The organism is Streptomyces sp. NPDC015346 (assembly GCF_043078785.1).
Taxonomy (GTDB): Bacteria; Actinomycetota; Actinomycetes; order Streptomycetales; family Streptomycetaceae; genus Streptomyces.
On the sequence record NZ_JBIBTW010000004.1, the window covers coordinates 722,930 to 746,626 of the forward strand.

Sequence of the window (23,697 nt, forward strand, 5' to 3'; positions counted from 1 at the left end):
CCGCCCCCTCGCCCGTCCCATCCGTGAGCCCGACACGAGGGACTCGGACACGAGGGACTCGAAGGACACGAGGGAGAGACACATGCGACGGAACGCATCCGGCACCACCAGGCACATCACCGTCATCGGCGGCGGATTCGCCGGACTCACCGCAGCCGTCACCGCCGCCGAGGCCGGAGCCAAGGTCACCCTCCACGAGGCCCACCACACCCTCGGCGGCCGCGCCCGCACCGCCGAGGGCCCGTACCGCACCAACGAGGGCCCGCACGCGATCTACCGCAAGGGCCCCCACTGGACCTGGCTCGAGCAGCGCGGCCTCCTCGGCCCGCTGGCGCCCCTGCCGCCGCTGGAGGGCGCCCGCTTCCGCTTCCACCGGGCCGGCGCACTGCGCCGCACCCCGCCCCTCGGCTTCCTGCGCCACACCCTCCGCACGGCCGAGCAGGCGCCCGTCGACACCGACTTCCTCACCTGGGCCACCCGCGTCGCCGGGCCCGACGCCGCACGGACGGCCGCCGCCTACAGCGGCGTCGCCCTCTTCCACCACGACCCGGGCGCGCTCTCCGCCCGCTTCGTCCAGGAACGCCTGCACCGGGCCGCCGCGCTGCCGCCCGAGGCCCACTACATCCGCGGCGGCTGGGGCCAGCTGATCGACCGGATGGCCGCCCGCGCGTGGGAGCTGGGGGTACGGATCGAGACGTCCTCCCGGCTCGACGAACTGCCGCTCGCCGAAGGGCCGGTCGTCGTCGCCACCTCCCTCCCGGCGGCCGCCCGGCTCCTCGGCGAGCCAGGCCTTACCTGGGAGAGCGGCCGCACGGTCCTGTTCGACCTGGCGCTGCGCACCCGTAAGGGCGACCCGTTCGTCATCTCGGATCTGGACGCGCCCGGCTGGATCGAGCGCTTCACCGCCCAGGACCCCACCCTCGCCCCGGCCGGCGAGCAGCTGATCCAGGCGCAGCTGCCGATCGGCCCGAACGGCTCGAAGGCCGACGGTGTCGCCCACGCCGAACGCCTGCTGGACCTCGGGTTCCCGGGCTGGCGCGAGCGTACGGTCTGGCGCCGCGAGGCGGTATGCGGCGGTCGTACGGGAGCGGTCGACCGGCCGGGCACCACCTGGCGGGACCGCCCGGCGATCGACCGCGGCGACGGCGTCTATCTGGTGGGGGACCAGGTCGCGGCCCCCGGAGTGTTGTCGGAAGTCTCCTTCACCAGCGCCGTGGAAGCGGTGTCCCTGGCGCTCCGCACCTCACGCCTTGACCTCAAGCACGCTTGAGGTTGAAAGCTGGTCCACGTCAACGACCGCACGACCGGACCGCTCGGCCGGACCGCACGGCCGGACCGCACGGCCGGACCGCTCGGCCGGACCTGCACCGCCGGACCGCACCGCCGAGCGCACCACGACAAGGACCAGGGGAGCCACCATGCACGCCATCCGCCTCCACGCCTTCGGCCCCGCCGAGAACCTCACGTACGAGGAGACCGAGGACCCCGTCCCCGGCCCCGGCCAGGTCCGGATCGCGGTCACCGCGGCGGGCGTCCACCTCCTCGACACCGCGCTGCGCAGGGGCGAGACCGGCCCGTTCCCCGCCCCCGCCGAACTGCCCACGATCCCCGGCCGCGAGGTCGCCGGCACCGTGGACGCGCTCGGCGAGGGCACCGACCCGGCCTGGCTCGGCAAGCGGGTCGTCGCCCACCTCGGCCTCGCCCCCGGGGGGTACGCCGAACTCGCGGTCGTCGACGCCGCCAAGCTGCACGAACTCCCCGACGCCCTGGGCGACGCCGAGGCCGTCGCCATGATCGGCACGGGCCGCACCACCCTCGGCATCCTCCAGTTCACCGAACTCGGCCCCGACTCGGTCGCGATCGTCCCGGCCGCCGCCGGCGGCATCGGCACCCTCCTCGTCCAGTACGCGAAGAACGCGGGCGCCACCGTCATCGGCCTGGCCGGCGGCCCCGCGAAGGTCGCCCTGGTGAAGGCGAACGGCGCAGACCTCGCCGTCGACTACAAGCTCCCGGACTGGCCGGAACAGGTCCGCGCCTACCTCGGCGGGCGGACGGCCACCGTGGTCTTCGACTCGGTCGGCGGCGACACCGGCCGCGCGGCGGTCGACCTCCTCGGCAAGGGCGGGCAGCACATCGTCTTCGGCTGGTCCGGCAAGGGACCCCACGACGGCGAACCGCTCACCTTCACCGACGAGGAACTCGCCACCCGGGGCATCGTCTCCGAGAGCGTCCTCGGCCCGGTCATGCTCCAGAAGGCCGGCGGCGACGTCCGTAACCTCGAACTGGCCTCCCTCGCCGCCGCCACCGAGGGCAGCCTCCGCCCCGCGGTCCACCGCTTCCCCCTCAAGGAAGCCGCCCGGGCCCACCACGCCCTCGAAACGCGCGGCACGACCGGCAAGGTCGTCCTGATCCCCTAGGTCGTGTCCTAAGACGTGTCCTGGCTCCTGGCTCCTGGCTCCTGGCTCAGCCCCCCAGCGACGCCAACGCCTCGTCGGTCAGCCGATACACCGTCCACTCGTCCTGCGGCCGCGCGCCCAACGACTTGTAGAAGTTGATCGACGGGGTGTTCCAGTCCAGGACGGACCATTCCAGGCGCTCGTACCCCCGCTCCACGCAGATCCGCGCCAGCTCCCTCAACAGCGCCTTCCCGTGCCCGCCGCCCCGCATCGACGGGCGTACATACAGGTCCTCCAGGTAGATCCCGTGGACCCCGCGCCACGTCGAGAAGTTCAGGAACCACAGCGCGAAGCCCGCCACCTCGCCCTCGTCCGTCTCCGCGATGTGCGCGAACGCCGCCGGGTGCTCGCCGAAGAGGGCCTCGCGGAGCTGCTCCTCGGTCGCGCGCGCCTCGTCCAGCGCCTTCTCGTACTCGGCGAGCTCGCGGACCATCGCGTGAATGACAGGGACATCGTCAGGTGTGGCGGTACGAATCATGGGACCAGCCTGCACCCGCTCAGGACGCGCGTGCCAGCAGGGTCCGGGCGATGGACACCTGTTCCTCGTCCAAGGCGTCCTCGCCGTCCTCCACGTCCCACAGACCGTTCTGAAGGACCCGCCCCAGCGTCCAGGCCACCGCCCGCCCCCGGTCGATCCCCAGCACCTCCGTCATCAGGTCGAAGCGCCACAGCGTCTCCGCCGGATCCGGATCGAAGTCGCTCGTCAGCGCCGGCAGCAGATCGAACCCGGGGTCCCCCGCCAGCGGCTTCGGGTCGATCGCCAGCCACGGCTCCCGTTCGGCCGCCAGGACGTTGTCGACATGCAGGTCCCAGTGGAGCAGCCGGTCCCCCGGCTCGCCCGCCACCTCCCGTACCGCCGCCGCGCAGTCCCTCAGCAGCGCCGCGTCCCGCGCGCCGAGGCGTACCACCGCGTCCGGTACGCCCTCCAGCATCCCGGCCGCGATGTCACCAAGGCGCCGCAGGCCCTCCGGTGCCGGAACCGCCACCAGCCGTGCCAGCAGTTCCGCGAGAATCCGCGTCGCCTCCCGCGAGTCCCCCAGCGTCGACAGATGCCGGGTCTCGTCGAGACGCTCGAGGAGCAGCGTCCCCGTCTCCGGGTCCTCGTCCAGGAGGCGTACGGCTCCCCGTCCGTCCCACGCCCGCAGGCCGGCCGCCTCGCCCGCGCTCTCCTCGTCCAGGAGCTGCATCTTCAACGCGGCGCGCGTACCGTCCGAGGTCCGGATCACCGGCAGCACCAGCGACGCCACCCCGTACATCGAGGGCCCGGTCCGCCGCAGCCCCCAGCGGTCCAGGAAGCGTGCGGCGAGGCCGGGCAGCGCGGCGACGAACGCACGGCCCGCGTCACCGTTGAACCGCGCCTGCGACTCGACGAGTTCCTCCGGAACCCGGACCGCCTCGGCATCCACCTCGACATCCATCGCGCCCTCCACACCGCTATGAGACATCAAGACTTCCAGACATCCAGTACCCTCCCGCCCACGCACCCCGGAGTGATCAGAGGGACAGAGGACACATGAGCAGCACGGTCAACGGCGGCATATCGTTCTGGTACGCGCAGGAAGGCACCCCCGCCGCCCGCGAGCCGCTGCCCGGGGACACCACCGCCGACGTCTGCATCGTCGGCGCCGGCTACACCGGCCTGTGGACCGCCTACTACCTCAAGAAGGCCGTCCCCTTCCTCAACATCACCGTCCTCGAAGCGAAGTTCTGCGGCTACGGTGCCTCCGGCCGCAACGGCGGCTGGCTCTACAACGGCATCGCCGGCCGCGACCGCTACGCCAAACTGCACGGCCACGACGCGGCCGTCCGCCTCCAGCAGGCCATGAACGACACCGTCGGCGAAGTGGTCCGGGTCGCGGCCGACGAAGGCATCGACGCCGACATCCACCAGGGCGGCGTCCTCGAGATCGCCCACTCCCCCGCCCAACTCGCCCGCCTCAAGCAGTTCCACGCCGCCGAGATCGCCTTCGGCGAGAAGGAGCGCGAACTCTTCGGCGCCCGCGAAACCGCCGACCGCATCCGCGTCACCGGCGCCGTCGCCTCCAGCTGGACCCCCCACGGCGCCCGCCTGCACCCCGTCAAACTCGTCAAGGGCCTCGCGGCGGCCGTCGAGGCTCTCGGCGTCACCATCCACGAGTCGACCCCCGTCACCGAGATCAAGCCCAAGCACGCGGTCACCCCCTACGGCACCGTCCGGGCCCCGTACGTCCTGCGCTGCACCGAGGGCTTCACCGCCTCCCTCGCCGGCCAGCGCCGCACCTGGCTCCCCATGAACTCCTCCATGATCGCCACCGAGCCCCTCACCGACGCCCAATGGGAGACCATCGGCTGGAACGGCCTCGAAACGCTCGGCGACATGGCCCACGCCTACATGTACGCCCAGCGCACCGCCGACGGCCGTATCGCCCTCGGCGGCCGTGGCGTCCCGTACCGCTACGGCTCCCGCACCGACAACGACGGCCGCACCCAGCCGCGGACCGTCGAGGCCCTCCGCGAGATCCTCGTCCGCTTCTTCCCGACCCTGGCCGGCGTCTCCATCGCCCACGCCTGGTCCGGCGTCCTCGGCGTCCCCCGCGACTGGTGCGCCACCGTCACCCTCGACCGCTCCACCGGCCTCGGCTGGGCCGGCGGCTACGTCGGCTCCGGCGTCGCCACCGCCAACCTCGCCGCCCGCACCCTGCGCGACCTGATCCAACAGGACTCCGGCCAGTCGGGCCCGACCGACCTGACCGGCCTCCCCTGGGTCAACCACAAGGTCCGCACATGGGAACCGGAGCCGCTGCGCTGGCTCGGCGTCCAGACGCTGTACGCGGCCTACCGCACCGCCGACCACCACGAGTCCACCACCCACACGCCCACCACAGCCCGCATCGCCACCCTCGCGAACCGCCTCGCGGGCCGCTGACCCCAACGCTCCTCCACATGACGAAGGCCCCGGGTGGTCGCACCCGGGGCCCTTCCTTGCGTTCAACGCGACGCGGCGGCGCCGATCAGAGCAGGTTGTCGAACGTGGCGCCCTCGGTGCCGCCCCAGCCCGTGCCGAGCCTGACGCGGGAGCCGTACGGCGCCGTGGCGCTGCCCGTGCCCTTGTAGAGCCAGAACACGCCGGCGCCGTCCCGGGCGACCAGATCGGACCTGCCGTCGTCGGTGAGGTCGCCGGGCGCGGTCACGAGCGGGTAGACGCCCCAGCCGGTGCCGACCTTGACCCGCGGGCCGAAGGGCGCCGTCGCACTGCCCGTGCCCTTGTACAGCCACAGCCCGCCGGAGGCGTCCCGGGCGATCAGATCGGACCTGCGGTCACCGGTGAGGTCGCCGGTCCCGGTCATCTGGTTGTAGATCTGCCAGCCGGTACCGACCTTGACGCGGGGCCCGAAGGGGGCCGTCGTGCTCCCCGTGCCCTTGTACAGCCACAGCCCGCCGGAGGCGTCCCGGCCGATCAGATCCGCCTTGCCGTCCCCCGTCATGTCCCCGAGGCCGGTGAGGGAGTTGTAGATGCCCCAGCCCGTGCCGATCCGGGTGCGCGGCGTGAACGGCTCGTACTCCTCACCGGTCGTCCGGTAGTACCAGAGGGCGCCGGCGCCGTCCCGGGCGACCAGGCCACCGCCGGTGGCCTGGACCGTGATCGGCGAGAGCTTGGTGAGGGCGTTGTAGACGTGCCAGCCGCGGCCGACGGTCTCGGCCCAGTCGGCGAACGGCGCGGCGGCCTTGCCGGTGCCGTGGTGCCAGTACAGGGCGCCGCTCTTGTCCCGGGCGATCATCGCGTGGTGGGTCGGCACCGGACGGGAGCTCTGGATCGAGAAGGTGCTGCTCTTCTCGGGGTTGCCGGTGCCGAAGCTGTACACCTCGTAGACGGCGGTGGAGTCGATCTTCCACGCGGCCGCCGAGGCGCCGGCCTTCAGGGTGTAGTGGACGGTGACATCGGTCGGGGCCGCGCCCGGGTCGACGTCGCAGTAGACGCCGCCGTACCCGATGTCCCCGGTGCTGTGGTCGCAGGACGCGGCCCCCGAGTCGACGATGGTGTCGGTGATCTCGACCTGGAGCTCGTCCTCCTCCCAGTAACGCTGGCCCTCGGCCGGCGAGAAGGCGATGTCGAGACGGCCCTTGTCCACCGCGTGGAGGGTGACCGAGTGGGTGACCGTGCCACCCGCCGGGAGCGCCGGGGTGTTGAGGGCGAGCGTGTTCTGCGCGACGTGCTCCGGCGACTTCACGATCGCCGTACGGGCGGCATGCGTGCCGTCCTCGGCGACGCTGCCGACGGTCTGGGCCGCCTTGACGGCCTTGGCGAGGTCCGCGCCGCGCGGGGCGTATACAACGCCGTAGTGGAGCGTGGTGCCGTGGGCGGCCGACGCGGCGGCCTCGACGTTGATCCCCGGGAAGGGGCTGTTCTCGTCGATGGGGCAGGTGTACACCCCGGTCACGCCCGCCCGGGGCGCGCAGGAGTCGTACGTCTCCAGTGTCATCCCGCTGGGCAGGCCGGCCTGGGTCCAGGACGGGTCGGTCAGCGGGGCCTTGCTGAGGGCGTAGACGAGGGTTCCGTCGGGGGTCCCGCCGATGCCGGTCGGGCTCAGCTCGGCCCAGCCCTCGCCGGGCTTGAGCACCCGGTCCTCGACGGTGAAGTGGAGCTCCTCGGCGACGGCCGTACCGGCCGTACCGGTGACGATGCCGGCCACCAGCAGGGCGGCCGTCCCCCCGAGAGCGACGATTCTTCGCACGAAATCAGTCCTCTGTGATTTGCGCATGACAATGCGTGATGAAAGGGACGAAAGAAACGAGACAGCACGCGAACGGTCGTCCACCGCCACGGCGACGCCAGGTACAGCTCCCCCCTGGGCGCGTGCGCAACGTATCCCACATGATCCACCCCCCGCCCCCACATTCCTGACCCGACCCGGGCCGCACAGCACGCCCGTGATCATGCGAAAGGGCCAACGCCCGGGAAACGTCCCCCTGCGCTGGCCCTTCGCGTTGAGCCCCCTGTCGGGTTCGAACCGACGACCCGACCCCCGCTGGGCTGGGGAGGGGCACTGCTCACGCCTGCTGCGACTGACCGGGCGCAACTGTCGCCGTCCCCCGTCGTTGATGTCAGCTGTGGATGTCAGACCGCCCTGACATCCTGCCCCGGTGAGAATGACATGGGCCGACTTCTGGGCACTGATAGCCACCCTGAACGGCGAAGCAACTGAAGAGAGCTGCCAGCGTCTCGCCGACGAGCTGAGCCGCCGCCCCGTCTCCGACATCGTCGGCTTCGCGGAACGGCATGCCGAGGCGCTCTACCGCCTGGATCAGGAGAAGTTCGGCACTCTGCCGGTGGTCGACCTGACGGCCCGAGACGGTAGGCCGTTCCCTCAGTCGTCCGACGTGTTCCTCTACGCGCGCTGCGCGGTGGTGGCCGCGGGTCAGGCCGTATGGGAGAGCGTCTTCTTCAACGTCGACAAGTTCGCGCCGTACACCTCAAGCGAGCGTGACGGCGAATGGCTGCTGTACGTGCCGGACAAGGCGTACGAGCTGGCCACCGGCGAGGAGTGGGACCGCTCGACCCGGTACTGCTTCGAGAGTTACTCCAACAGGGACGGGTGGCCGCACCTACAGGGCTGAGTCAAACCGCTGCTGTCCGGCAACGGTTCCAGAAGCTGCGACCGGGTCGGCGAACCTCAGCCCGCCAGACCGCGCAACGGTTGAGCCGCGAAAACCCTTAAGGCGCCCGGCACGTCAGCCAGGACGGCTACGGTGCTGGCTCTCCCGATCTGTGCCCTTGGAGGTTCGTTGCCCACGCGTGTCCAGCCCGCCCGCCCTGGTGATCCCAGCCGCGTAGGCCCTTACCGGCTACTTGGCCGCCTGGGTGCAGGCGGGATGGGAACCGTCCATGCCGCTCTGGACTCCGCGGGGCGCCGAGTCGCGCTTAAGCTCATTCATCCGGCGCAGGCCGACGACGGCGAGTTCCGTGCACGGTTCAAGCGAGAAGTCGCACTGTCCCGACGGGTCTCCGGTCCGTGTCTGGTAGCGCTGCTCGATGCCGACACCGACGCCGACCACCCCTGGCTGGCCACCGAGTACATCCCCGGACCCACCCTTGGTCAGCAAGTCACTGCAAACGGTCCGCTGACCGGGGCCCATTTGTACGCCTTCGCGGCCGGAACCGCGGCGGCACTGGCGGCCATACACGAGGCAGGGGTGGTTCACCGCGACGTCAAACCGGCCAACGTGATCTTGTCGCCATCCGGCCCACGCGTGCTCGATTTCGGTATCGCCCATGCTCTTGACGGCACCTCTGTGACCCGCACGGGTGTGATGACAGGCACCGCTGGATGGATCAGCCCCGAGTACTACCGAACCGGCTTGGCTGGCACCCCCGGCGATGTATTCGCGTGGGGAGCTCTGATCGCGTATGCCGCGACAGGACGCCTGCCGTTCGGCACCGGAGCCCCAGACGTGGTGGCTCTCCGCGTGATGTCTGGTGAACCCGATATCGCTGGCGTGCCTGATGACTTGCTCACGGTGGTGACGTCGTCGTTGGCCAAAGAACCTGGCGACCGACCCACACCCGCCATTCTGGCGGAGAAATGCACCGCTCTGCTCGCCGCCCAGACCACCAGTGCCCTGTCCTCGAACGCGGACACGCCCACCATCATCGGGGACATGGTGGCCGCCCACTGGGACATGCCCACTCAGGACGACCCTGCATGGACGCCTGCCCGACGCCCCCTCCGACGTCGCGCCGGGCTCCTCGCCACCGCCGGCGTGATGGCATTCGCCGTGGCGCTGGGAGCCACCTACGCGGTCCGCGGGCAACACCCGGTCGCCCCAGCGTCTCCCACGACAATGCGCAGCGGCGACCGGTCCGCCCCGGCTTCGAATTCGTCGTCAGCCAGCGCTCTGCCAGGTGCCAAGCCGTCGGCCACATGCCTGCCCGTCACTTACAAGTTTCCCGACGGCGAGCCAAGCTGTGAATCCAAGGAAACCATCTGCACAGATGGTGCGCCGTGGTACGTCTCCGATATCAACACTCTGTGTGGCGAGCGGCCTTCCACCCGGGTTGTCCACCTCGTTTCCCAGCCGGAAACCGGCGGCGATCCCGGTACGGCGTTCTGTATTGCTTGGACTGACGAAGGAACGGAAGCCGACCGCAATGGTGCACTTCTCTTGAACGCCCCTGGCTATCAGTGCGGCGCCACTCTCGTGGGCGCCATCGACGGACAAGCTGTGCATCTGGACGGCGAGTCGGTTGTTTTCTATGACTCCCCCCAAGAGTGCACACCCTCCTACCCCGGAACACGTCTGACTTACCCGGCGATCCTCGACTACAGCCGTCTCGACGCCGAGGTGCCGCCGGCATACGTCTGCCTGGTGGAACACGTCGGCGCCTGACGATCGGCGTGTTGCCACCCAAGAACAGAACCTTCCGTGAATGCCCGCTCGGGCCGAACGCACTGGGAAGCCGTGAGTCACATGAATCGGCTGCTGAGGAGCTGTCCCGGTCGCGATCGACCGCCGTCGTTCAGTTCCTCATCAGACAGCCGCCCGTCGAGCCGCTCAAGGTACACATTCCTACGTCACCCTTCGCACTCATCCATGCCGCTGGCCGATGTCAGTCCTCAGAGCTGTCCCAGCATTGCTCGTGTCGGCAATCGTCGCCTCGCCGGTGCAGCCGTCGAAGGTCCTGTAGTGCGGCAACAGGGAGGGATGCTGCGCCCACTTCTGCAGGTACCCCGCCTCGCCATGAACCCGCAACACCATCTCAGCAGCTTCCATCACCAGGTGGCCCACCACACTGCGGGGCTGCGTTGAGCTCCAGGAAAGCGTTCCCGTGTCGTCGGACGCGTCCCAGCTCGTCGCCATGTCCGGGAACCGGTAGATGGCGATGGTCACGTCCCCTTCCCGGCGCCGGAGTCGCCACCTCAGCTCGGCGGGTTCGAGGTCGAACGAGACGCATTGGTCAGTCGAGTCCCCGTAAAGTCCCGTCACGGCATTCAGCAAGTCGGCCAGGGCGTCCGTGCAGTAGCTGACGACGCGCCGCGGAGTGCTCTACAACGACGAGACCAAGGGACGTCGCTCCCGCGCGATCCCGCTCCCCGCCATGTGCCTGGCTCCGTGCGCTGCACCGGATGCGTCAGAAGGAAACGTTTAAAGCGGCCGGTATGGACTGGTCAGCGGTCTTCGCGTCCCCCCTGGCGCCCCTACCTGATCAGGGCGTTGTGCGTCTGACGGCACCTGCAAGGGGAGACCCGACAGGACAGCGCTCTCTGTCGTAGATGCCTGACAGGATCCCGAACGTGATAGCCATCGAAGATCTCATTCCCCGCGTAGCGGCGAAGGCCAAGGCCACTTCTACGGCCTTGCCTCCTGCCGCCACTGCCTAGGAGGTTGCCGAGGCAGAGGCAGTTCTCGGCTTCGCCGTCCCACCCCTGCTGGCGAGCCTGTACCGGGAGGTGGCCAACGGTGGCTACGGCCCCGATTACCAGCTTCTTCCGCTGGTCGGACCAGGACGTACGGCGCTGAGCGAGTACCAGTCCGAACGATCCGCCTCGGCCGAGGACGAGACACCGTATTGGCCGGCGGGCGTGCTGCCGATCCTCGACTGGGGTTGCGCCATGTACGCCGCGGTGGACTGCCTCAGCGAGACCGCCACGGTCCTCCTCTTCGACCCGAACGCCATGACGGACGACGGAGCCGCCGCCTGGTTCGTCGACGCCGGGAGTCTGGCCGAGTGGCTCGAGACCTGGCTCGCCGGGACAGGGTGGTACCGGGAAGACGCCGACGAGTACGAAGACGTCGCGGAGCCGACCCCGTGGGAGATGGCCGCCTCCCGGATCGCGGAGTGAACGAACCGCGGGTTGGCCGCTGAGCTCGCTCGATGGAGCGGCCCCTCACACGACGGCATCCCAGGCCCGACCGTCCCTGACCGTCGCCGTTGATGTCACCCGTAGATGTCAAAGACCCCCGACCATGATCGGTCGGGGGTCTTCGCCGTGTCCTGCCTGGAGCCCCCTGTCGGGTTCGAACCGACGACCCCCGCTTTACAAGAGAGGGAGGGCGAGGCCAGGCCTGACCTGCGGCGTTGGGTGGAACGCTGGCCCTCGGCTCAGAGCCCGTCAAGGTCCCTCGCTCCCCGTGAATCCCCGCTAGATCTGGCACGGATGTGGCACAACCAGTCAGCGCCGGTCATGCCGAGCGTCACCGGCTGGGGTTGTGGTGCTTCGTACCTGTCCCGCCAGTTCAACGAAGCGCCACAATGAGTCCCCCAAGTCCTGCGAGCAGGGACCCTACGCCGACCATGAGGTGTGTGATCAGGGTGGCGATTTCGCCCCGGCGGTCTCTAGGCTGACTGCCGAGAGGGTCGGCGGGTTCAACCATGTTGATCCTTTCCAGTGCGCCTCCCAATCGGGAGGCGGTTGGGCCCCGTCCTGCTGTCTTGGCGGACCTGGACGGGGCCTTCTTTCGGCCAGGAACGTAGCAGCGGGCCAACCCTGCACGGGAAGAAAAGCGCCCCAGTCTGGCACTGTCACGAGGCGCTTGCGCAACTCGCAGCGAGAGGCTTGGCAACTGCTCCGCTAGTCGACTAGCGGAGCTCTGACCAGCATCTTTCCCGCCCTCATTTCACGAGTGAAACGTAGCGTCCATCTGCTTCCACAGCTGGAAGTTGCGCTGCCGCATCAGAGCCCCCCATTTACCGCCCATAAGCCTCAAATCAGGCGCCAGCTCTTGGCCGAATAACGCGTCTCGGAAGAGCGCCATAGGCGGAATGAGGGGAGTTGTCGCCACGTCTCTGCGGCGGTCTGCCGGCGTCCGACTGCTCGACGTGGGAACACATCACTGAGCGCTGGCCGTGAACAACGTTCTGATCCGTAGCTCTACCAAGATCGGTCACTTGAGGTCATACAGGCCGCCCGGAAGTCCCTGAGGGCCTGTACTGGGCGCTGCCGGTTGCTGGGGTTGCTGTACTTCGCTGCGGTACAGCAACTGCCCGAGGGCTCCGGAGATGTAGTGGCATCCGGCCGTTGATCCCGGCTCCGCTGAGAGGCCGCTCAGCTCTCATACCAGCCTGAGGCCCTTACGCGTCAGAGCCTCCGGCCGTATGTTTCTTCCTGACAGATACATGATAGGCGGGGGCATGTCAGGACAATTGTTCACTTTGATCGGTGTGCTCGTCGGCGCGGTTGCGTCGTACGTCGGTGGAGCCCTGATGGAGAGATCTCGGTGGCGGCGCCAACTTTCCACACGGTGGGACGAACGTCGCCTGGAGTGCTATCTCCGGTTTGCCGACGCGGTCAAGAGGTTCACCTCGCTGGCAGGTCGTCTGGCCGCAGGCAAGGGACTCTTCGACCTGCCTCAGCCACTCGCCAGGGAGGCCGGCCTGGAGCTGCTGGCCGAAGCTGAGCTTGAGCGTGGCTATGCGTTCGAAGCCGTGCTCCTTATGGGAGACGCGGAATCAATCTCGGCGGCCAGATCGCTACAGCGGCACGCCTGGGTACTGGAACAGTTCGTTCGAGACATGCGCCCAGGTACGTCAGACGACTGGATGAGGGCGTTCCGGGAGTTTCAGGAGAAGCGTGATGAGTTCTATATTGCCGCACGCAACAGCCTCGGCGTCCATGCAAAGTTCCGGCTGCGATCCGAAGATCCAGCCATCCTCAGCCCGGACGCCCGCCATTGGTAGCCACGTATAGCCCGCGAACAGCACTCTTTCCAAATCTGTTGGTGGGCTGAGTGGAGGTGTGTAGGGGCGTTCACCTGCGTTCAGGAGCGGCTGACTGCCGATGCGGGGACGGCTCTGAGTCTCGCCTGAACGACCGTGAACGGGGCTGAATGAGACGGAAACTGAGACGGCCGCCCATCGTCCTAGGGCTGACCTCGCCACCATGGCACGTCCAGGCTGTCAGCAGGAATGACCTTAGCCCTTGCCAGGATCTTCCTGTCGAGGGGCCACACGAGGGCCCGCAACTCACGCGCGCTTTTCCTGGGCAGCGCGTGGAGCACGGCTTCGAGGTGTTCGCGGAAGCCAGCGCCGTAACACCCGCACTCGGGGATGCCGCAGTCGGGACCTGTGAGGGGGTCTACAAGGTGCCTGAGAGGGCCATGGGCATAAGCCTGCCAGTGCCAGAACGCCTCTTCTGTGGCTTCGGGCCAGAAGCGGGTCCGCTCTAGTCGACGCAGGTCAGCTGTGCAAGATCCTGAAAGGCGATCAATGAGCGGATACCGTCGCCGCCTCCAGGGACGGATAGGGAGGTCGCCCCGCAGGGCTGACGGGCGCCTACGCGGCATTGCCCCTTAGCTTGTCGGTCATGGGGGCAAGCTACAGAACCGCGGGTCAGGTGGCCACCGCGTATCCGGTGGCCGAAGCCCTGAGCTTGGGAATCACCAATCTTCCAGCCGCTCACAGGCCTCTGACCAGCGTATACGGATGTCAGGGTCCACCGTGAGGCTCCCGGCGGCACCCGCCGTTGACTGCGGTTCCTCGCCCGGTCTGGCACGAGACTGGCACGCGCTGACGCGCTATGCGAGGAAGGCGCATTCGTAGCAGGGCTCATCGGCGGCCAAGGAGTTTCGGCGTCCCCGCCGGGCCTCGTCGGCCAACCAGTCATAGGTGCGGATCAGGGTATTCCGTTCCAGGGACAAGTGATCGCGGTTCACGCGATCGTTGGCGGACATGTCTGCGCGCCGCCCGATCACAACGAGTCCCCGAGCGTGGTCATCGATCTCCACCAGGCCCAGACCTTCTTTGTTCCCTCGTCGGGGCCGTTGGGCATAGTCGATGTTCTTAGCCAGCCAGCGTCGCCACTCTGCAACCTGATCAAGCCCCTCACGGAGCTTCTCAGCGGGCCGGTTCTGCTTTCCCTTGCTCTTCAGGAAGAGGGGAGCGTTGGGGCTTTCCAGCTCGATCAACGTCCAGTGCAGAGCAACGCTGTCGATCCGGGCGACGAGGAAGTCGGGAACATACGCGTCACCAAGGGGTACTTGCGGACGGACCCAGCGGCAACTTCCCCCTAGTTGCTGAGTGAGCATGGATGGGTTGTTGCTGAGGAACTCTTGTAGTGGCCTCTCGTCTTCAGCGGCACTGAGGCAGGCTTCGTACCGCTGCAGGAGCTGCGGGGTTTCAGCGTGGTCCTCGCTGCAGACCCGCACGAAGCCAACATCAGTCAGCTGATCGTGTGTTGAGCGAATCAGCCTCTCATGGGCATCCATGGTCAACATGGTGGCAGAAGGTACTGACATGCGACCTTTCCATGGACTCTGCTCCAGCCACGGACTGCCCTAACTCCCATCCCGTCTGCCGTCGGCCCACACGTATGTGGAGCGGGCACGGTGCCGGGCGTCCAGGTGGAGCGCGCCACTGTACGAACGACCTGGACGCCCGGTGCCGTGTCTGCTCGGCTTGTCCTGGGTCGATGGCGGACGGGATGGGAGTTCCCCGCCTCCGCCCCCTACCGGCCGGCACCCGCGTACGGCGCCCCCGCCATCCCGGAGCCGGAGCGCCCCCGCCGGAGGCATATCGGTGACAGAGGCAACCGCGGCCGTTGGGGCTCGACTCATGCCCTTGGGCCTATCCCGCCAGGAGGGGCGGGCGTCGGCGCAGCGCGCGCGGAGCGGGCCGAAGGCAGGAGCGTCGCGCGGAGCGGAGCCGGGAAGCCCGCCCGGCGGAGCGGAACGCGGAGCCGGGTGCTTGATGAAGTAGAGAAACTCTTACCGCGGTGGCTGCTGGCGCTCGGATCGGAACTGGTCGAGCAGGGCGAAGAACAGCTCGATGGGCGGGGTGTTGGTGGTCACAGCTTCGCGTTCGATCTGTGTAGACCAACGCAGAGAGCTCTCAGAACCGTTGCGATTGTTGAGCCAGTCGTCGAAGGGGGAGACCCCGCCCGGTGTCCAGAAGGGGAAGTCCTCTTCGGCGTTATGCACCGTCATGGCCACCCGATAGCCGGTGAGCAGGGAGTCCAGGTGCAGCAGAGAGGCGCCGGGGACCCACATGCCAGGCCGGAGGCGCACCTGGTCCAACAAGTCGAAGACGTTCTCGAACTCATCCTGTGGCTTTGGCGTCATCACGCGGACTTCTCCAAGAACTGCCGGCCATCGTGACTGCGGACGTGCGGGCCCGCGTCATCCAAGGCATCCAGGAGGCGGATCGCGTAGACCTCGGCCATTCGGTCGGTGATCTCCTCCGGCGTCAGCCACTCGACCGCCGTCGACTCGTCCGAGGTCCGCTCGGCGCCGCCCGCGGGCTTACATCGGAAGACGAGAGCGACGATGCCCCGCGTCGTGTTCTTGTAGACCCCAGTCAGCTCGTCCACCTCGACGCGGACGCCGGTCTCTTCCCAGACCTCGCGGACGACGCCCTCCTCCGGGGCCTCTGTAAGTTCGAGGACGCCGCCCGGAAGCTCCCACGTCCCGTTGTCCGCTCGCCGGATCGCCAGGAGACGCCCGTCCTCCCGGACGACCGCCCCCGCCACGGATACGGAGTGCAGTGGCGTTGACTGGCCTTCGCGGGCGCTGTTACTCATGTACAGGAGCATAGGAGAGTGAAGAGGACCGTGGGAACTCCAGTAGGAGGTGGTCGAGCGGTACCTCGGTACGTTCAGATCGCCGATGAGATCGTTCAGCAGATCCGCGAAGGCGTCCTGAAGCCGGGCGACATGGTGCCGAGCGAGTCGGAGCTCGTCGACCGCTACGGCGTCGCCGGCGGGACGATCCGCAAGGCCATGGTGGAGGTCAGGGCGAGCGGCCTGGTCGAGACCCGGCACGGCAAGGGTTCGATCGTGAAGGATCGGCCGCCCGTGCGGCTCCGCTCGTCGGACCGGTTCCGGGCCTCGCACCGCCGCGGGGGCAAGGCCGCGTACCTCGCCGAGTCCGAGCAGTCCGGTGCCACGGCGAAGGTGAGCGTCCTCTACATCGGCCCCATGGAAGCACCGGCCGAGGTCGCCGAGCGTCTGGGCCTCGACGCTGGCACGAAGGTTCTCGCTCGTCGCCGCCTGTACTTCCGGAACGGCACCCCGGTCGAGACGGCCTCCTCCTACCTGCCGTGGGACGTGGTCAAGGACATCCCCGAGCTGTTCGAGGAGAACCCGGGCCCCGGCGGGATCTACGCCCGACTCGAAGACCACGGCCACGTCTTCGCCGAGTTCGTCGAGACGCTCCAGGCCCGGCCGGCCACCAAGGCGGAGGCATCGGAACTTGCGCTGAGCCCTGGCGCTCCTGTGATCCACCTCCTCCGGAACGCGGTCACCGAGGAAGGGCTCGTGGTCGAGGTCTGCGACACCCTCATGGCCGCTGACCAGTTCGTCTTCCAGTACCGCATCCCCGCCACGGACTGACGTCCGCTCAACTTCCAGCAGCCCGCCGCGATTTCTTCTACGCGGCGGGTTGACTCATGTACAGGAGTGCTGCACTCTCCTTCATGGCACTCCTGTACAGGAGTGCACGAGCCAAGCCTCTATAGAGGAGTGTTCCGCTATGCGTCAGATCCCCGTCGACACTTCCACGGCCATGGTGATGGTGGCTCAGCCCCCGACTCCCAAGATCGCGAACCGCCAGACCGGAGAGCTCGCCACCGACCGTGAGACCGGTGCGACCCTGATGACGATCGACGTCATGTTCGTCATGGACGGGAACGCCGAGATCCTGAACCTGACCGTCCCCGAGACGGGCATCTCCGGTGAGCTGACCATGGGCACCCCGGTCGCCCTGACCGGCGTCGTCGCCCGGCCGTGGGAGAACGAGTTCAACGGCCAGAAGCGCCACGGCATCAGCTTCCGCGCGGTGGCCGTCACCTCCCTCACCGCCGCGAAGGCGGCCTAACGATGACCGCCTTAACGGTCGCCGTCGTCCTGGTCGCTGGGATCGCGCTGCTGCTGCGGTGGCAGCGTCCGGCCTGGTACTGGCTGAGCTTCGGCATCGGTCTCGCGATCGTGCGGGTCCTGGTCCGGTACTCGTCCGTGATGGACGCGTGCGGGCTGACCGTCCCACCCTCGCGCTGGCGCCTCACCCTGGCCCGTCTAACCGGACGGCCGATTCCCGAGGCACGTTCCCCCCGGATTCTGCGGCTGCGGCCGACGCGTACGGGGCTGGTTCTTCGGGTGAAGCTCCGCCCGGGCCAGGACGCGTTCGACTTCTCGGCCGCCTCCGACCGCCTACGGCACTCGTTCGTGATGCGGAACGTCACCACCCGCGAGATCCGCTCGGGTGTGGTCGAACTGCGGATGACCGGCTACGACGTCCTCAAGCGCGTACAGATGCCGGCACTGCCCGGCGGCGGGACGATGCGTGTACCGGTCGCTCTGCGGGAGGACGGAGAGGTCTACTACCGCGACTACCGCCAGATCCCACACGCGCTGAACGTCGGCGCCACTCAGTCCGGCAAGTCCGTCTACCAACGAAACCTCGTTGCCGCCCTCGCGCCTCTCGACGTGGCCCTCGTCGGCATCGACTGCAAGCAAGGTGTCGAACTCGCCCCGCTGGCGCGGAGGTTCACGGCCCTGGCCGACAACCCCGACACTGCCGCCGACCTCCTCGACACACTCGTCGGGCACATGCAGGACGTCTATCAGCTCATCCGGCGCGAGCAGAGGCTGAGCGCGGACATCCCGGACGCGGAAATCACCGCCGACATCTGGGACCTCCCCGCCGGCCTCCGCCCGACTCCGATCGTCCTGCTGGTTGATGAGGTCGCCGAGCTCGCGCTCTTCGCCACGAAGGACGAGGAGAAGCGCCGGGACCGGATCATCACCTCACTCGTCCGGCTCTCTCAGCTCGGCCGCGCCGCCGGCATCTACCTGGAGATCTGCGGGCAGCGCTTCGGCTCCGAACTCGGCAAGGGGATCACCATGCTCCGCGCCCAGCTCACAGGCCGCACCGCCCACCGCGTCAACGACGAAACGTCCGCCAACATGGCCTTCGGCGACATCTCCCCGGATGCCGTGCTCGCCACCGTCCAGATCCCCACCGACCGACCCGGCACCGCCGTCGTCGGCGACTCCTCCGGCGGCTGGGTCCGCATCCGCACCGCGCACCTCACCCTGCGGCGGGCCGTGAACATCTGCAACGCCCACGCCAACCGGACCCCGGAACTCCCCGCGCTGGATGCCTTCCGGCCCGTCCTGCCGCCCTTGGCGAAGCCCTCGGCACCCGCCGTCGCGACGGCCCCCGCGACCGCCTGACCGCTCCCGCCCACACGGCCGGCGTGACCGTCTCACGCCACGTCCCTACCCCTCCCTTGCCTGAAGCCGGAAAGGAGGAACCGCGATGCGCCCCACGCTCCGGCCGGACGCCGTCCTCGTGCAAGCCGTGATCGCCGGTGCCCTGTCTTTCGCCCACCTGCACGACCTCGCCCAGGCCGCCGGACAGACCGGATGGAAGGCATGGGCCTACCCGGTCTCCGTCGATCTCCTCCTCGTCGCCGCCTGGAACCGACTCCGGAGCCTCCGGGCCGCAGGCACCTCGGCCCGCTCGGCCTGGACCTGGTTCACCGTGGCCCTGGCCGCGTCCCTCGGCGCGAACGTCGCCACCGCCGGGCTCCTCGACCTCGACGACGTACCGGACTGGCTGCGCATCCTCGTTGCAGGGTGGCCCGCTCTGGCCTTCCTCGGCGGCACGCTCCTCGTCCACGCCCCTGGCCATGCGGCGTCCGACCCGTCCGCTGCCGAGCCGAACAGAGAGCCCGAGCACTCCCCGGCCGTGGAAGCGGTCATCGAGCGGGACGAAGTGGCCGAGCCGCAGCCGGAGCTCGCTTCCGCCCATGCCATCCCCTCCCCGGGGCCGAAGCCTGCCTCGGAAGCCGCCCCGGTGCCGGACGCCGCGCCCGTGTCCGTACCGCCGGCGCTGGTCGCTCACGCCCGCAAGGTCGCCGACGACCACCGCGCCCGCACCGGCTACCCGATCGACGCCGACACCCTGCGCGCCCGCCTCGGCGTCCCACCCCCGCTGGCCACCGCCATCGCCGCCCAACTCGCCTGAAAGGAGAACGCGATGCCCGCCCGCGACCGCTTCCACTCCCTGATGCGGATCGGCCCTGTCCAGATCGGCACCTACCGCGATCGCAACGGCCGCACCAAGTACGCCGCCGTCTGCACCGCCGACCGCTGCGGCTGGTCCGCCGACTACTCCAGCTCCTCCGCCGCCCAGCTCGCCGCCCGCACCCACCGCTGCACCGTTCGCTGACCCGAAGGAGAACCACGTCATGGACGTCCCGCTCTGGCTCGCCCTGATCGTCGTCGGCGGCCTCGGCATCAAGTTGATCCGCCCGCCCTGGTGGCTGGTCGCCGTGATCCTCCTCGGCGGCTACCTCCTGGCCGACAGCGTCCTCGCCCCGCTCATCGACAGCACGATCAAGTAGGGAGACCCGTCATGTTCCGTCCGCGCATCCCGGTCAACCCGCTGCCGACCGGCATCGTCACCCCGCTTGTCCAGTCGACCGACTCGACCTCGATCGAGCCGACGCCCTGCGACCACAACCACGCCCCGGCGCCCGCCCGGGCCACGCCTCGCGTCCAGGTGCCTGCCATCCGCCTCACCCCGACCGGCCTCGTCACCGTCGTCGCCGGCGGCGCCGGACTCGTCCTCCTGGTGGGCACGGTTCTCGTCTCGCTGCTGCTCGCCGTCGCCATCACCGGCGCGTCCGTCGCAGTGAGCGCCGTGGTCGTGCGGCTGCTCGTCCGCGACCTCCAGAAGGGCCGGTGACCGGCATGGACGCCCAGACGATCGCGGCCGCGGGCTTACCGGCCCTGGGCTGGGCCCTGCACGGCGGGCTGCTTCTGCGCCGCCTGACCACCGCTCGCCGCGACCCCCTGACCGGCCTGCACACCCGCGCCGGATGGACCACTCGCGCCGAACACCTGATGACCAAGAACGCGGACGCCCTCGTGCTCCTGGTCGACCTGGACGACTTCAAAGCCGTCAACGACACCCACGGCCACGCCGCCGGAGACGCGGTCCTCATCGCGACCGCCCGCCGCCTGACCGACTGGTGCGGACGCCACGGCATCGCCGCCCGCCTCGGCGGAGACGAGTTCGCCGCCATCGTCACCGACCCCGACCGCACTCCGGGGCTCCTGCCGCTCCGGATCGCCCTGGCCCAGCCGGTCACGCACAACGGCCACGTCCTACGCGTCTCGGCCTCGGTCGGCTACTGCCACCGCACGGACCTCACGGTCCCGATCCTCACCGACGCCCTCTCGGCCGCCGACGCCTCGATGTACGCGGTCAAGGGCCACGGCAGGCGCAACACCCGCTAAGCAGCCCCCGGGACGGCCTCTGTCGCCAAACATCGCCGCCCCGGGCGCCTGAACCCCCTCCAGATCCACCGGACCCGAAAGGGAAAGCTCATGATGCCCCAGACCCCGACCACGCGCGTCTGCTCCCACTGCGACGGCTTCCCCGTCGTCCACATCACCACCGGCACCACCACCGCGGACGGCCAGCGCCAGACGCTCCCCGCCACCTGCCCCGTCTGCCGGAGCCTCGGCCACACCGTCCTGACCACCCTCGTCGGCGCCGGGAAGTGACCCTGTTGAACGACACCGCCCTCACTGCGGCGGGCCTGGACTCGGCCACCCTGGGCGACATGCTCCGGGTGGCCGGGTCCCCCGGCTTCGACCGCTGGAAGGAGCAGATCCAGCGAACCGGTGGCTGCTCCAACCCCGTCCACCTCCAGGGCTGGACCCTCACCCAGGACAAGACCACCGGCGAAATCCTGCACCGCTACTCCACCGACACCGAACCCGGCGGACGGCTCCGGGTCGCCTGCGGCAACCGGCGGGCCTCCCGCTGCCCCGCCTGCGCCTGGACGTACGCCGGAGACACCTTCCACCTCATCCGCGCGGGCCTCGCCGGGGACGACCGCCGTGACATCCCCGCCGCCGTCCGCGACCACCCTCGCGTTTTCCTGACCCTCACCGCGCCGTCCTTCGGCCCCGTCCACAACCGGCCCGGCAACCGCTCCTGCCGCTGCGGCACCCAGCACGCCGAGGACGATCCCGCGCTCGGCACTCCACTCGACCCCGACACGTACGACTACGCCGCCGCCGTCCTGTTCAACAACCACGCCGGGCAGCTCTGGCAGAGGTTCACGAACCGACTCCGCCGCGAGATCGCCGCCTCCGCGGGCCTCTCGCAGCGGGAGTTGAAGGAGGCCGCCCGGATCTCTTACGGGAAGGTGGCCGAGTTCCAGAAGCGTGGCGCCGTCCACTTTCACGCCGTCGTCCGCCTCGACGGCCCGGAAGGCCCCGACAGCCCTCCGCCGTCCTGGGCCACAACCGAGCTGCTGACGAATTCGCTACGGGCTGCTGCCGTGCACGCGTACACCACCGTCGCCGTCCCCGCCGCCGGCGAGCAGCCCGCCCGCCGTCTCCGCTGGGGCACCCAGCTCGACATCCGACCCGTCAAGGCATTCGGCGACGGCTCCGACATCACCGAACAGGCCGTCGCCTCCTACATCGCCAAGTACTCCACCAAGGCAGCCGAGACCACCGGCAGCCTCGACCGCCGCATCGGCAACCGCGAGGCCCTGGTCCTCCTCGGCGTCCCCGGCCACACCCGGCGCCTGGTCGAAGCCTGCTTCGACCTCGACCCGCTCTACCCGGACCGACGCCTCCTTGCCTGGGCCCACATGCTCGGCTTCCGGGGCCACTTCTCCACCAAGTCCCGGCAGTACTCGACCACCTTGGGCGACCTCCGCCAGACCCGCGCCGAGTACCGCGTCGCCCAGGAACGCGCCGCACGGGGGCTGGACGACATCGAGCCGGACACCGTCCTCGTCCTCGCCTCCTGGCAGTACGCCGGCCAGGGCCACAGCTCCGGTGAGGCCGTCCTCGCCGCGTCCATCGCCCGGGACATCGCGCTCAATCGCGAGACCGCTCGCGAAGCCCTGCACGACCACCTCGAAGCCTCCACCGAAGGGAAGTGGTGACCATGTCCACCCGTCTGCTCACCGTCGACCAGGTCGCCGATCTCCTCGGCACCTCAGTCCGGTTCCCCCGGCGCCTGATCGAGGAACGGCGCATCACCTTCGTCAAGGTCGGCCGGCATGTCCGCATCCCGGAGCCCGCCGTGGAGGCGTACATCGAGACCCACACCGTGCAGCCCGTCGCGCGTCGCTTCGGGGCGGTGGCCTGATGGCGAACCGCAAGGGCAGGCGTCGCCGCTTCGGCAGTGTGCGACAGCTCGCGTCCGGCCGCTGGCAGGCGCGCTACCGCGATCCGCTGTCGGGCGAGGTGAAGTCCGCGCCGCACACCTTCGACACCAAGACAGACGCCGACGTCTGGCTGACCACCATCGAGGCGGAGATCGTCCGAGGCAGCTACCAGGCGCCCGACGCGGGCAAGGTCACCTTCGGGCCGTACGCCGACGACTGGCTCAAGCACCGCAAGCTGGAGGACCGCACCCGGGAGCGGAACGAGAGCGTGATCCGGCTGCACATCAAGCCGACCTTCGGCGCCGGGACGTTGGCCGCGATCACCACACCTCGCGTCCGAGCGTGGCGCACCGCCCTGCTGGAAAGCGGCGTAGGTGAGCCGACCGCCGTCAAGGCGTACCAGCTTCTCCGAGCAATCCTGAACACCGCCGTGGACGACGAGCTGATCCGCCGCAACCCGTGCCGCATCAAGGGCGCCGACCGCTACGACGTCCCGGAGCGGCCCGTCCTCACCGTCGCCGAGGTGTACGCGGTGGCCGACGCCATCCAGCCGCACTACCGGGTGCTCATCCTGCTCGCCGCCTTCACCACGCTCCGCTTCGGCGAACTGGCCTCGCTCCGTCGCCGGGACCTCGACCTGAACCGCTGCGTGGTCCTGGTCCGCCGTGCCCAGTCCGAGCTGCAGAACGGCAAGCTGGCCGACAAGGCCCCGAAGTCCGCCGCCGGCGTCCGACCGGTCGCCTTCCCGGCCGAACTCGTCCCCGAGCTCGCGCACCACCTGGAGCGCTTCGCCGGATCCGGGCAGGACGGTCACCTCTTCCAAGGTCCCCGCGGCGGGCTCCTGCGCCGCAGCAACTTCCGGGACGACTGGACGACCGCCCGCACCAAGGCCGGCATCTCCGGGGACGTGCACTTCCACGACCTGCGCCACACCGGGAACACCCTGGCGTCGAGCGCCGGGGCCAGCACGCGTGAGCTGATGACGCGGATGGGGCACAGCACGACCCGGGCCGCGCTGATCTACCAGCACATGACGAGCGACCGTGATCAGCACATCGCGGGGAAGCTCGGCGAGATGATCCGCCAGGCACGGAAGGACAGTGATCCGCCGCCTTCTGGCACGTAAGT

General features: G+C 69.3%; 25 protein-coding genes, 1 tRNA gene and 1 pseudogene. 19 read left to right on the forward strand and 8 right to left on the reverse strand.

Translation table 11 applies throughout. From position 1 onward, the window contains the following. The first annotated feature begins 82 nt into the window (after window positions 1-82). Both ACF06X_RS18455 and ACF06X_RS18460 read left to right on the forward strand, forming a co-directional pair. Window positions 83-1,270 carry an NAD(P)-binding protein gene (locus tag ACF06X_RS18455; protein WP_392288303.1) on the forward strand — a complete coding sequence of 396 codons (1,188 nt, stop codon included), beginning with the start codon at window positions 83-85 and terminating at the stop codon, window positions 1,268-1,270. Window positions 1,271-1,418: 148 nt separating this feature from the next. Beyond that, window positions 1,419-2,417 (forward strand): zinc-binding dehydrogenase, encoded by a 999-nt coding sequence (locus tag ACF06X_RS18460; protein WP_392288304.1) that lies wholly within the window; start codon window positions 1,419-1,421, stop codon window positions 2,415-2,417. Between the two features lie 46 nt (window positions 2,418-2,463). On the opposite strand, the gene ACF06X_RS18465 is transcribed toward ACF06X_RS18460, so the two are convergent. Both ACF06X_RS18465 and ACF06X_RS18470 read right to left on the reverse strand, forming a co-directional pair. After that, window positions 2,464-2,934: a GNAT family N-acetyltransferase gene (locus ACF06X_RS18465; protein WP_392288305.1), complete on the reverse strand. Its 471-nt coding sequence runs from the start codon at window positions 2,932-2,934 to the stop codon at window positions 2,464-2,466. Window positions 2,935-2,953: 19 nt separating this feature from the next. Then, complete coding sequence (locus tag ACF06X_RS18470; RefSeq protein WP_392288306.1) at window positions 2,954-3,874, reverse strand: aminoglycoside phosphotransferase family protein; 921 nt, start codon at window positions 3,872-3,874, stop codon at window positions 2,954-2,956. A 95-nt stretch (window positions 3,875-3,969) separates the two neighbouring features. Between ACF06X_RS18470 and ACF06X_RS18475 the strand changes: the two genes are divergently transcribed. Further along, the gene (locus ACF06X_RS18475; RefSeq protein ID WP_392288307.1) at window positions 3,970-5,361 is read left to right on the forward strand and encodes an NAD(P)/FAD-dependent oxidoreductase; all 1,392 of its coding nucleotides are present in this window, start codon (window positions 3,970-3,972) and stop codon (window positions 5,359-5,361) included. An 85-nt stretch (window positions 5,362-5,446) separates the two neighbouring features. On the opposite strand, the gene ACF06X_RS18480 is transcribed toward ACF06X_RS18475, so the two are convergent. Then, window positions 5,447-7,168, reverse strand: coding sequence for an FG-GAP repeat domain-containing protein (locus tag ACF06X_RS18480; protein ID WP_392288308.1), 1,722 nt, complete (start codon window positions 7,166-7,168; stop codon window positions 5,447-5,449). A gap of 415 nt (window positions 7,169-7,583) precedes the next feature. On the opposite strand from ACF06X_RS18480, the gene ACF06X_RS18485 reads away from it, so the two are divergent. Beyond that, window positions 7,584-8,051, forward strand: a complete 468-nt coding sequence (locus tag ACF06X_RS18485; RefSeq protein WP_392288443.1) for a DUF4240 domain-containing protein — start codon at window positions 7,584-7,586, stop codon at window positions 8,049-8,051. A 255-nt stretch (window positions 8,052-8,306) separates the two neighbouring features. Continuing rightward, entirely contained in the window at window positions 8,307-9,821 is a 1,515-nt protein-coding gene (locus ACF06X_RS18490; RefSeq protein WP_392288309.1) for a serine/threonine-protein kinase, read from the forward strand. Window positions 9,822-10,019: 198 nt separating this feature from the next. Here the strand turns inward: ACF06X_RS18490 and ACF06X_RS18495 are convergent, their stop codons facing one another. After that, window positions 10,020-10,322, reverse strand: a complete 303-nt coding sequence (locus ACF06X_RS18495) for a hypothetical protein (RefSeq protein ID WP_392288310.1) — start codon at window positions 10,320-10,322, stop codon at window positions 10,020-10,022. Window positions 10,323-10,825: 503 nt separating this feature from the next. Here ACF06X_RS18495 and ACF06X_RS18500 point away from each other — a divergent pair. Then, a pseudogene (locus ACF06X_RS18500) lies at window positions 10,826-11,275 on the forward strand (SMI1/KNR4 family protein); the annotation flags it as partial. 157 nt (window positions 11,276-11,432) lie between these two features. Here ACF06X_RS18500 and ACF06X_RS18505 read toward each other — a convergent pair. Continuing rightward, a tRNA-Thr gene (locus tag ACF06X_RS18505) sits at window positions 11,433-11,535 on the reverse strand. Window positions 11,536-12,564: 1,029 nt separating this feature from the next. Here ACF06X_RS18505 and ACF06X_RS18510 point away from each other — a divergent pair. Further along, window positions 12,565-13,110, forward strand: coding sequence for a hypothetical protein (locus tag ACF06X_RS18510; protein WP_392288311.1), 546 nt, complete (start codon window positions 12,565-12,567; stop codon window positions 13,108-13,110). Window positions 13,111-13,946: 836 nt separating this feature from the next. On the opposite strand, the gene ACF06X_RS18515 is transcribed toward ACF06X_RS18510, so the two are convergent. The 3 genes from ACF06X_RS18515 to ACF06X_RS18525 all read right to left on the reverse strand — a co-directional run bounded on the left by ACF06X_RS18515 (window position 13,947) and on the right by ACF06X_RS18525 (window position 15,958). Continuing rightward, complete coding sequence (locus tag ACF06X_RS18515) at window positions 13,947-14,636, reverse strand: Shedu immune nuclease family protein (protein WP_392288312.1); 690 nt, start codon at window positions 14,634-14,636, stop codon at window positions 13,947-13,949. A gap of 498 nt (window positions 14,637-15,134) precedes the next feature. Next, window positions 15,135-15,488, reverse strand: coding sequence for a hypothetical protein (locus ACF06X_RS18520; protein WP_392288444.1), 354 nt, complete (start codon window positions 15,486-15,488; stop codon window positions 15,135-15,137). After that, window positions 15,488-15,958: an NUDIX hydrolase gene (locus ACF06X_RS18525; protein WP_392288313.1), complete on the reverse strand. Its 471-nt coding sequence runs from the start codon at window positions 15,956-15,958 to the stop codon at window positions 15,488-15,490. The genes ACF06X_RS18520 and ACF06X_RS18525 overlap by 1 nt, the downstream gene beginning before the upstream one ends. 18 nt (window positions 15,959-15,976) lie before the next feature. Here ACF06X_RS18525 and ACF06X_RS18530 point away from each other — a divergent pair, with 18 nt between their 5' ends. The 12 genes from ACF06X_RS18530 (at window position 15,977) to ACF06X_RS18585 (ending at window position 23,695) form a co-directional block, all read left to right on the forward strand. Continuing rightward, window positions 15,977-16,756 (forward strand): GntR family transcriptional regulator, encoded by a 780-nt coding sequence (locus ACF06X_RS18530; protein WP_392288314.1) that lies wholly within the window; start codon window positions 15,977-15,979, stop codon window positions 16,754-16,756. Between the two features lie 139 nt (window positions 16,757-16,895). Beyond that, window positions 16,896-17,240 (forward strand): hypothetical protein, encoded by a 345-nt coding sequence (locus ACF06X_RS18535; RefSeq protein ID WP_392288315.1) that lies wholly within the window; start codon window positions 16,896-16,898, stop codon window positions 17,238-17,240. A 2-nt stretch (window positions 17,241-17,242) separates the two neighbouring features. Beyond that, a complete protein-coding gene (locus ACF06X_RS18540; RefSeq protein WP_392288316.1) occupies window positions 17,243-18,598 on the forward strand; it encodes an FtsK/SpoIIIE domain-containing protein in 1,356 nt (451 codons plus the stop codon). 85 nt (window positions 18,599-18,683) lie between these two features. Further along, on the forward strand, window positions 18,684-19,394 hold the full coding sequence (locus ACF06X_RS18545; RefSeq protein ID WP_392288317.1) for a DUF2637 domain-containing protein: 711 nt from the start codon (window positions 18,684-18,686) through the stop codon (window positions 19,392-19,394). Between the two features lie 12 nt (window positions 19,395-19,406). Further along, a complete protein-coding gene (locus ACF06X_RS18550) occupies window positions 19,407-19,598 on the forward strand; it encodes a mobile element transfer protein (RefSeq protein ID WP_392288318.1) in 192 nt (63 codons plus the stop codon). A gap of 19 nt (window positions 19,599-19,617) precedes the next feature. Then, window positions 19,618-19,773, forward strand: a complete 156-nt coding sequence (locus ACF06X_RS18555; protein ID WP_392288319.1) for a hypothetical protein — start codon at window positions 19,618-19,620, stop codon at window positions 19,771-19,773. An 11-nt stretch (window positions 19,774-19,784) separates the two neighbouring features. Further along, window positions 19,785-20,117 carry a SpdD-like protein gene (locus ACF06X_RS18560; RefSeq protein WP_392288320.1) on the forward strand — a complete coding sequence of 111 codons (333 nt, stop codon included), beginning with the start codon at window positions 19,785-19,787 and terminating at the stop codon, window positions 20,115-20,117. Between the two features lie 5 nt (window positions 20,118-20,122). Beyond that, window positions 20,123-20,671, forward strand: coding sequence for a GGDEF domain-containing protein (locus ACF06X_RS18565; RefSeq protein WP_392288321.1), 549 nt, complete (start codon window positions 20,123-20,125; stop codon window positions 20,669-20,671). Between the two features lie 90 nt (window positions 20,672-20,761). After that, window positions 20,762-20,941, forward strand: a complete 180-nt coding sequence (locus tag ACF06X_RS18570) for a hypothetical protein (protein WP_392288322.1) — start codon at window positions 20,762-20,764, stop codon at window positions 20,939-20,941. Between the two features lie 59 nt (window positions 20,942-21,000). Next, window positions 21,001-22,344 carry a replication initiator protein RepSA gene (repSA, locus tag ACF06X_RS18575; RefSeq protein ID WP_392288445.1) on the forward strand — a complete coding sequence of 448 codons (1,344 nt, stop codon included), beginning with the start codon at window positions 21,001-21,003 and terminating at the stop codon, window positions 22,342-22,344. Between the two features lie 2 nt (window positions 22,345-22,346). Beyond that, window positions 22,347-22,550, forward strand: coding sequence for a helix-turn-helix domain-containing protein (locus ACF06X_RS18580; protein ID WP_392288323.1), 204 nt, complete (start codon window positions 22,347-22,349; stop codon window positions 22,548-22,550). Then, window positions 22,550-23,695 carry a tyrosine-type recombinase/integrase gene (locus tag ACF06X_RS18585; protein ID WP_392288324.1) on the forward strand — a complete coding sequence of 382 codons (1,146 nt, stop codon included), beginning with the start codon at window positions 22,550-22,552 and terminating at the stop codon, window positions 23,693-23,695. The genes ACF06X_RS18580 and ACF06X_RS18585 overlap by 1 nt, the downstream gene beginning before the upstream one ends. The last annotated feature ends 2 nt before the right edge of the window (window positions 23,696-23,697 follow it).

What these genes read in the sequence shown, in the direction of transcription:
- ACF06X_RS18455 (WP_392288303.1), top strand. Translation starts at nt 83, where the DNA reads ATGCGACGGAACGCATCCGGCACCACCAGGCACATCACCGTCATCGGC.
- ACF06X_RS18460 (WP_392288304.1), top strand. Translation starts at nt 1,419, where the DNA reads ATGCACGCCATCCGCCTCCACGCCTTCGGCCCCGCCGAGAACCTCACG.
- ACF06X_RS18465 (WP_392288305.1), bottom strand. Translation starts at nt 2,934, where the DNA reads ATGATTCGTACCGCCACACCTGACGATGTCCCTGTCATTCACGCGATG.
- ACF06X_RS18470 (WP_392288306.1), bottom strand. Translation starts at nt 3,874, where the DNA reads ATGGATGTCGAGGTGGATGCCGAGGCGGTCCGGGTTCCGGAGGAACTC.
- ACF06X_RS18475 (WP_392288307.1), top strand. Translation starts at nt 3,970, where the DNA reads ATGAGCAGCACGGTCAACGGCGGCATATCGTTCTGGTACGCGCAGGAA.
- ACF06X_RS18485 (WP_392288443.1), top strand. Translation starts at nt 7,584, where the DNA reads ATGACATGGGCCGACTTCTGGGCACTGATAGCCACCCTGAACGGCGAA.
- ACF06X_RS18490 (WP_392288309.1), top strand. Translation starts at nt 8,307, where the DNA reads ATGGGAACCGTCCATGCCGCTCTGGACTCCGCGGGGCGCCGAGTCGCG.
- ACF06X_RS18510 (WP_392288311.1), top strand. Translation starts at nt 12,565, where the DNA reads ATGTCAGGACAATTGTTCACTTTGATCGGTGTGCTCGTCGGCGCGGTT.
- ACF06X_RS18515 (WP_392288312.1), bottom strand. Translation starts at nt 14,636, where the DNA reads ATGGATGCCCATGAGAGGCTGATTCGCTCAACACACGATCAGCTGACT.
- ACF06X_RS18520 (WP_392288444.1), bottom strand. Translation starts at nt 15,488, where the DNA reads ATGACGCCAAAGCCACAGGATGAGTTCGAGAACGTCTTCGACTTGTTG.
- ACF06X_RS18525 (WP_392288313.1), bottom strand. Translation starts at nt 15,958, where the DNA reads ATGCTCCTGTACATGAGTAACAGCGCCCGCGAAGGCCAGTCAACGCCA.
- ACF06X_RS18535 (WP_392288315.1), top strand. Translation starts at nt 16,896, where the DNA reads ATGCGTCAGATCCCCGTCGACACTTCCACGGCCATGGTGATGGTGGCT.
- ACF06X_RS18540 (WP_392288316.1), top strand. Translation starts at nt 17,243, where the DNA reads ATGACCGCCTTAACGGTCGCCGTCGTCCTGGTCGCTGGGATCGCGCTG.
- ACF06X_RS18545 (WP_392288317.1), top strand. Translation starts at nt 18,684, where the DNA reads ATGCGCCCCACGCTCCGGCCGGACGCCGTCCTCGTGCAAGCCGTGATC.
- ACF06X_RS18550 (WP_392288318.1), top strand. Translation starts at nt 19,407, where the DNA reads ATGCCCGCCCGCGACCGCTTCCACTCCCTGATGCGGATCGGCCCTGTC.
- ACF06X_RS18555 (WP_392288319.1), top strand. Translation starts at nt 19,618, where the DNA reads ATGGACGTCCCGCTCTGGCTCGCCCTGATCGTCGTCGGCGGCCTCGGC.
- ACF06X_RS18560 (WP_392288320.1), top strand. Translation starts at nt 19,785, where the DNA reads ATGTTCCGTCCGCGCATCCCGGTCAACCCGCTGCCGACCGGCATCGTC.
- ACF06X_RS18565 (WP_392288321.1), top strand. Translation starts at nt 20,123, where the DNA reads ATGGACGCCCAGACGATCGCGGCCGCGGGCTTACCGGCCCTGGGCTGG.
- ACF06X_RS18570 (WP_392288322.1), top strand. Translation starts at nt 20,762, where the DNA reads ATGATGCCCCAGACCCCGACCACGCGCGTCTGCTCCCACTGCGACGGC.
- repSA (WP_392288445.1), top strand. Translation starts at nt 21,001, where the DNA reads ATGCTCCGGGTGGCCGGGTCCCCCGGCTTCGACCGCTGGAAGGAGCAG.
- ACF06X_RS18580 (WP_392288323.1), top strand. Translation starts at nt 22,347, where the DNA reads ATGTCCACCCGTCTGCTCACCGTCGACCAGGTCGCCGATCTCCTCGGC.
- ACF06X_RS18585 (WP_392288324.1), top strand. Translation starts at nt 22,550, where the DNA reads ATGGCGAACCGCAAGGGCAGGCGTCGCCGCTTCGGCAGTGTGCGACAG.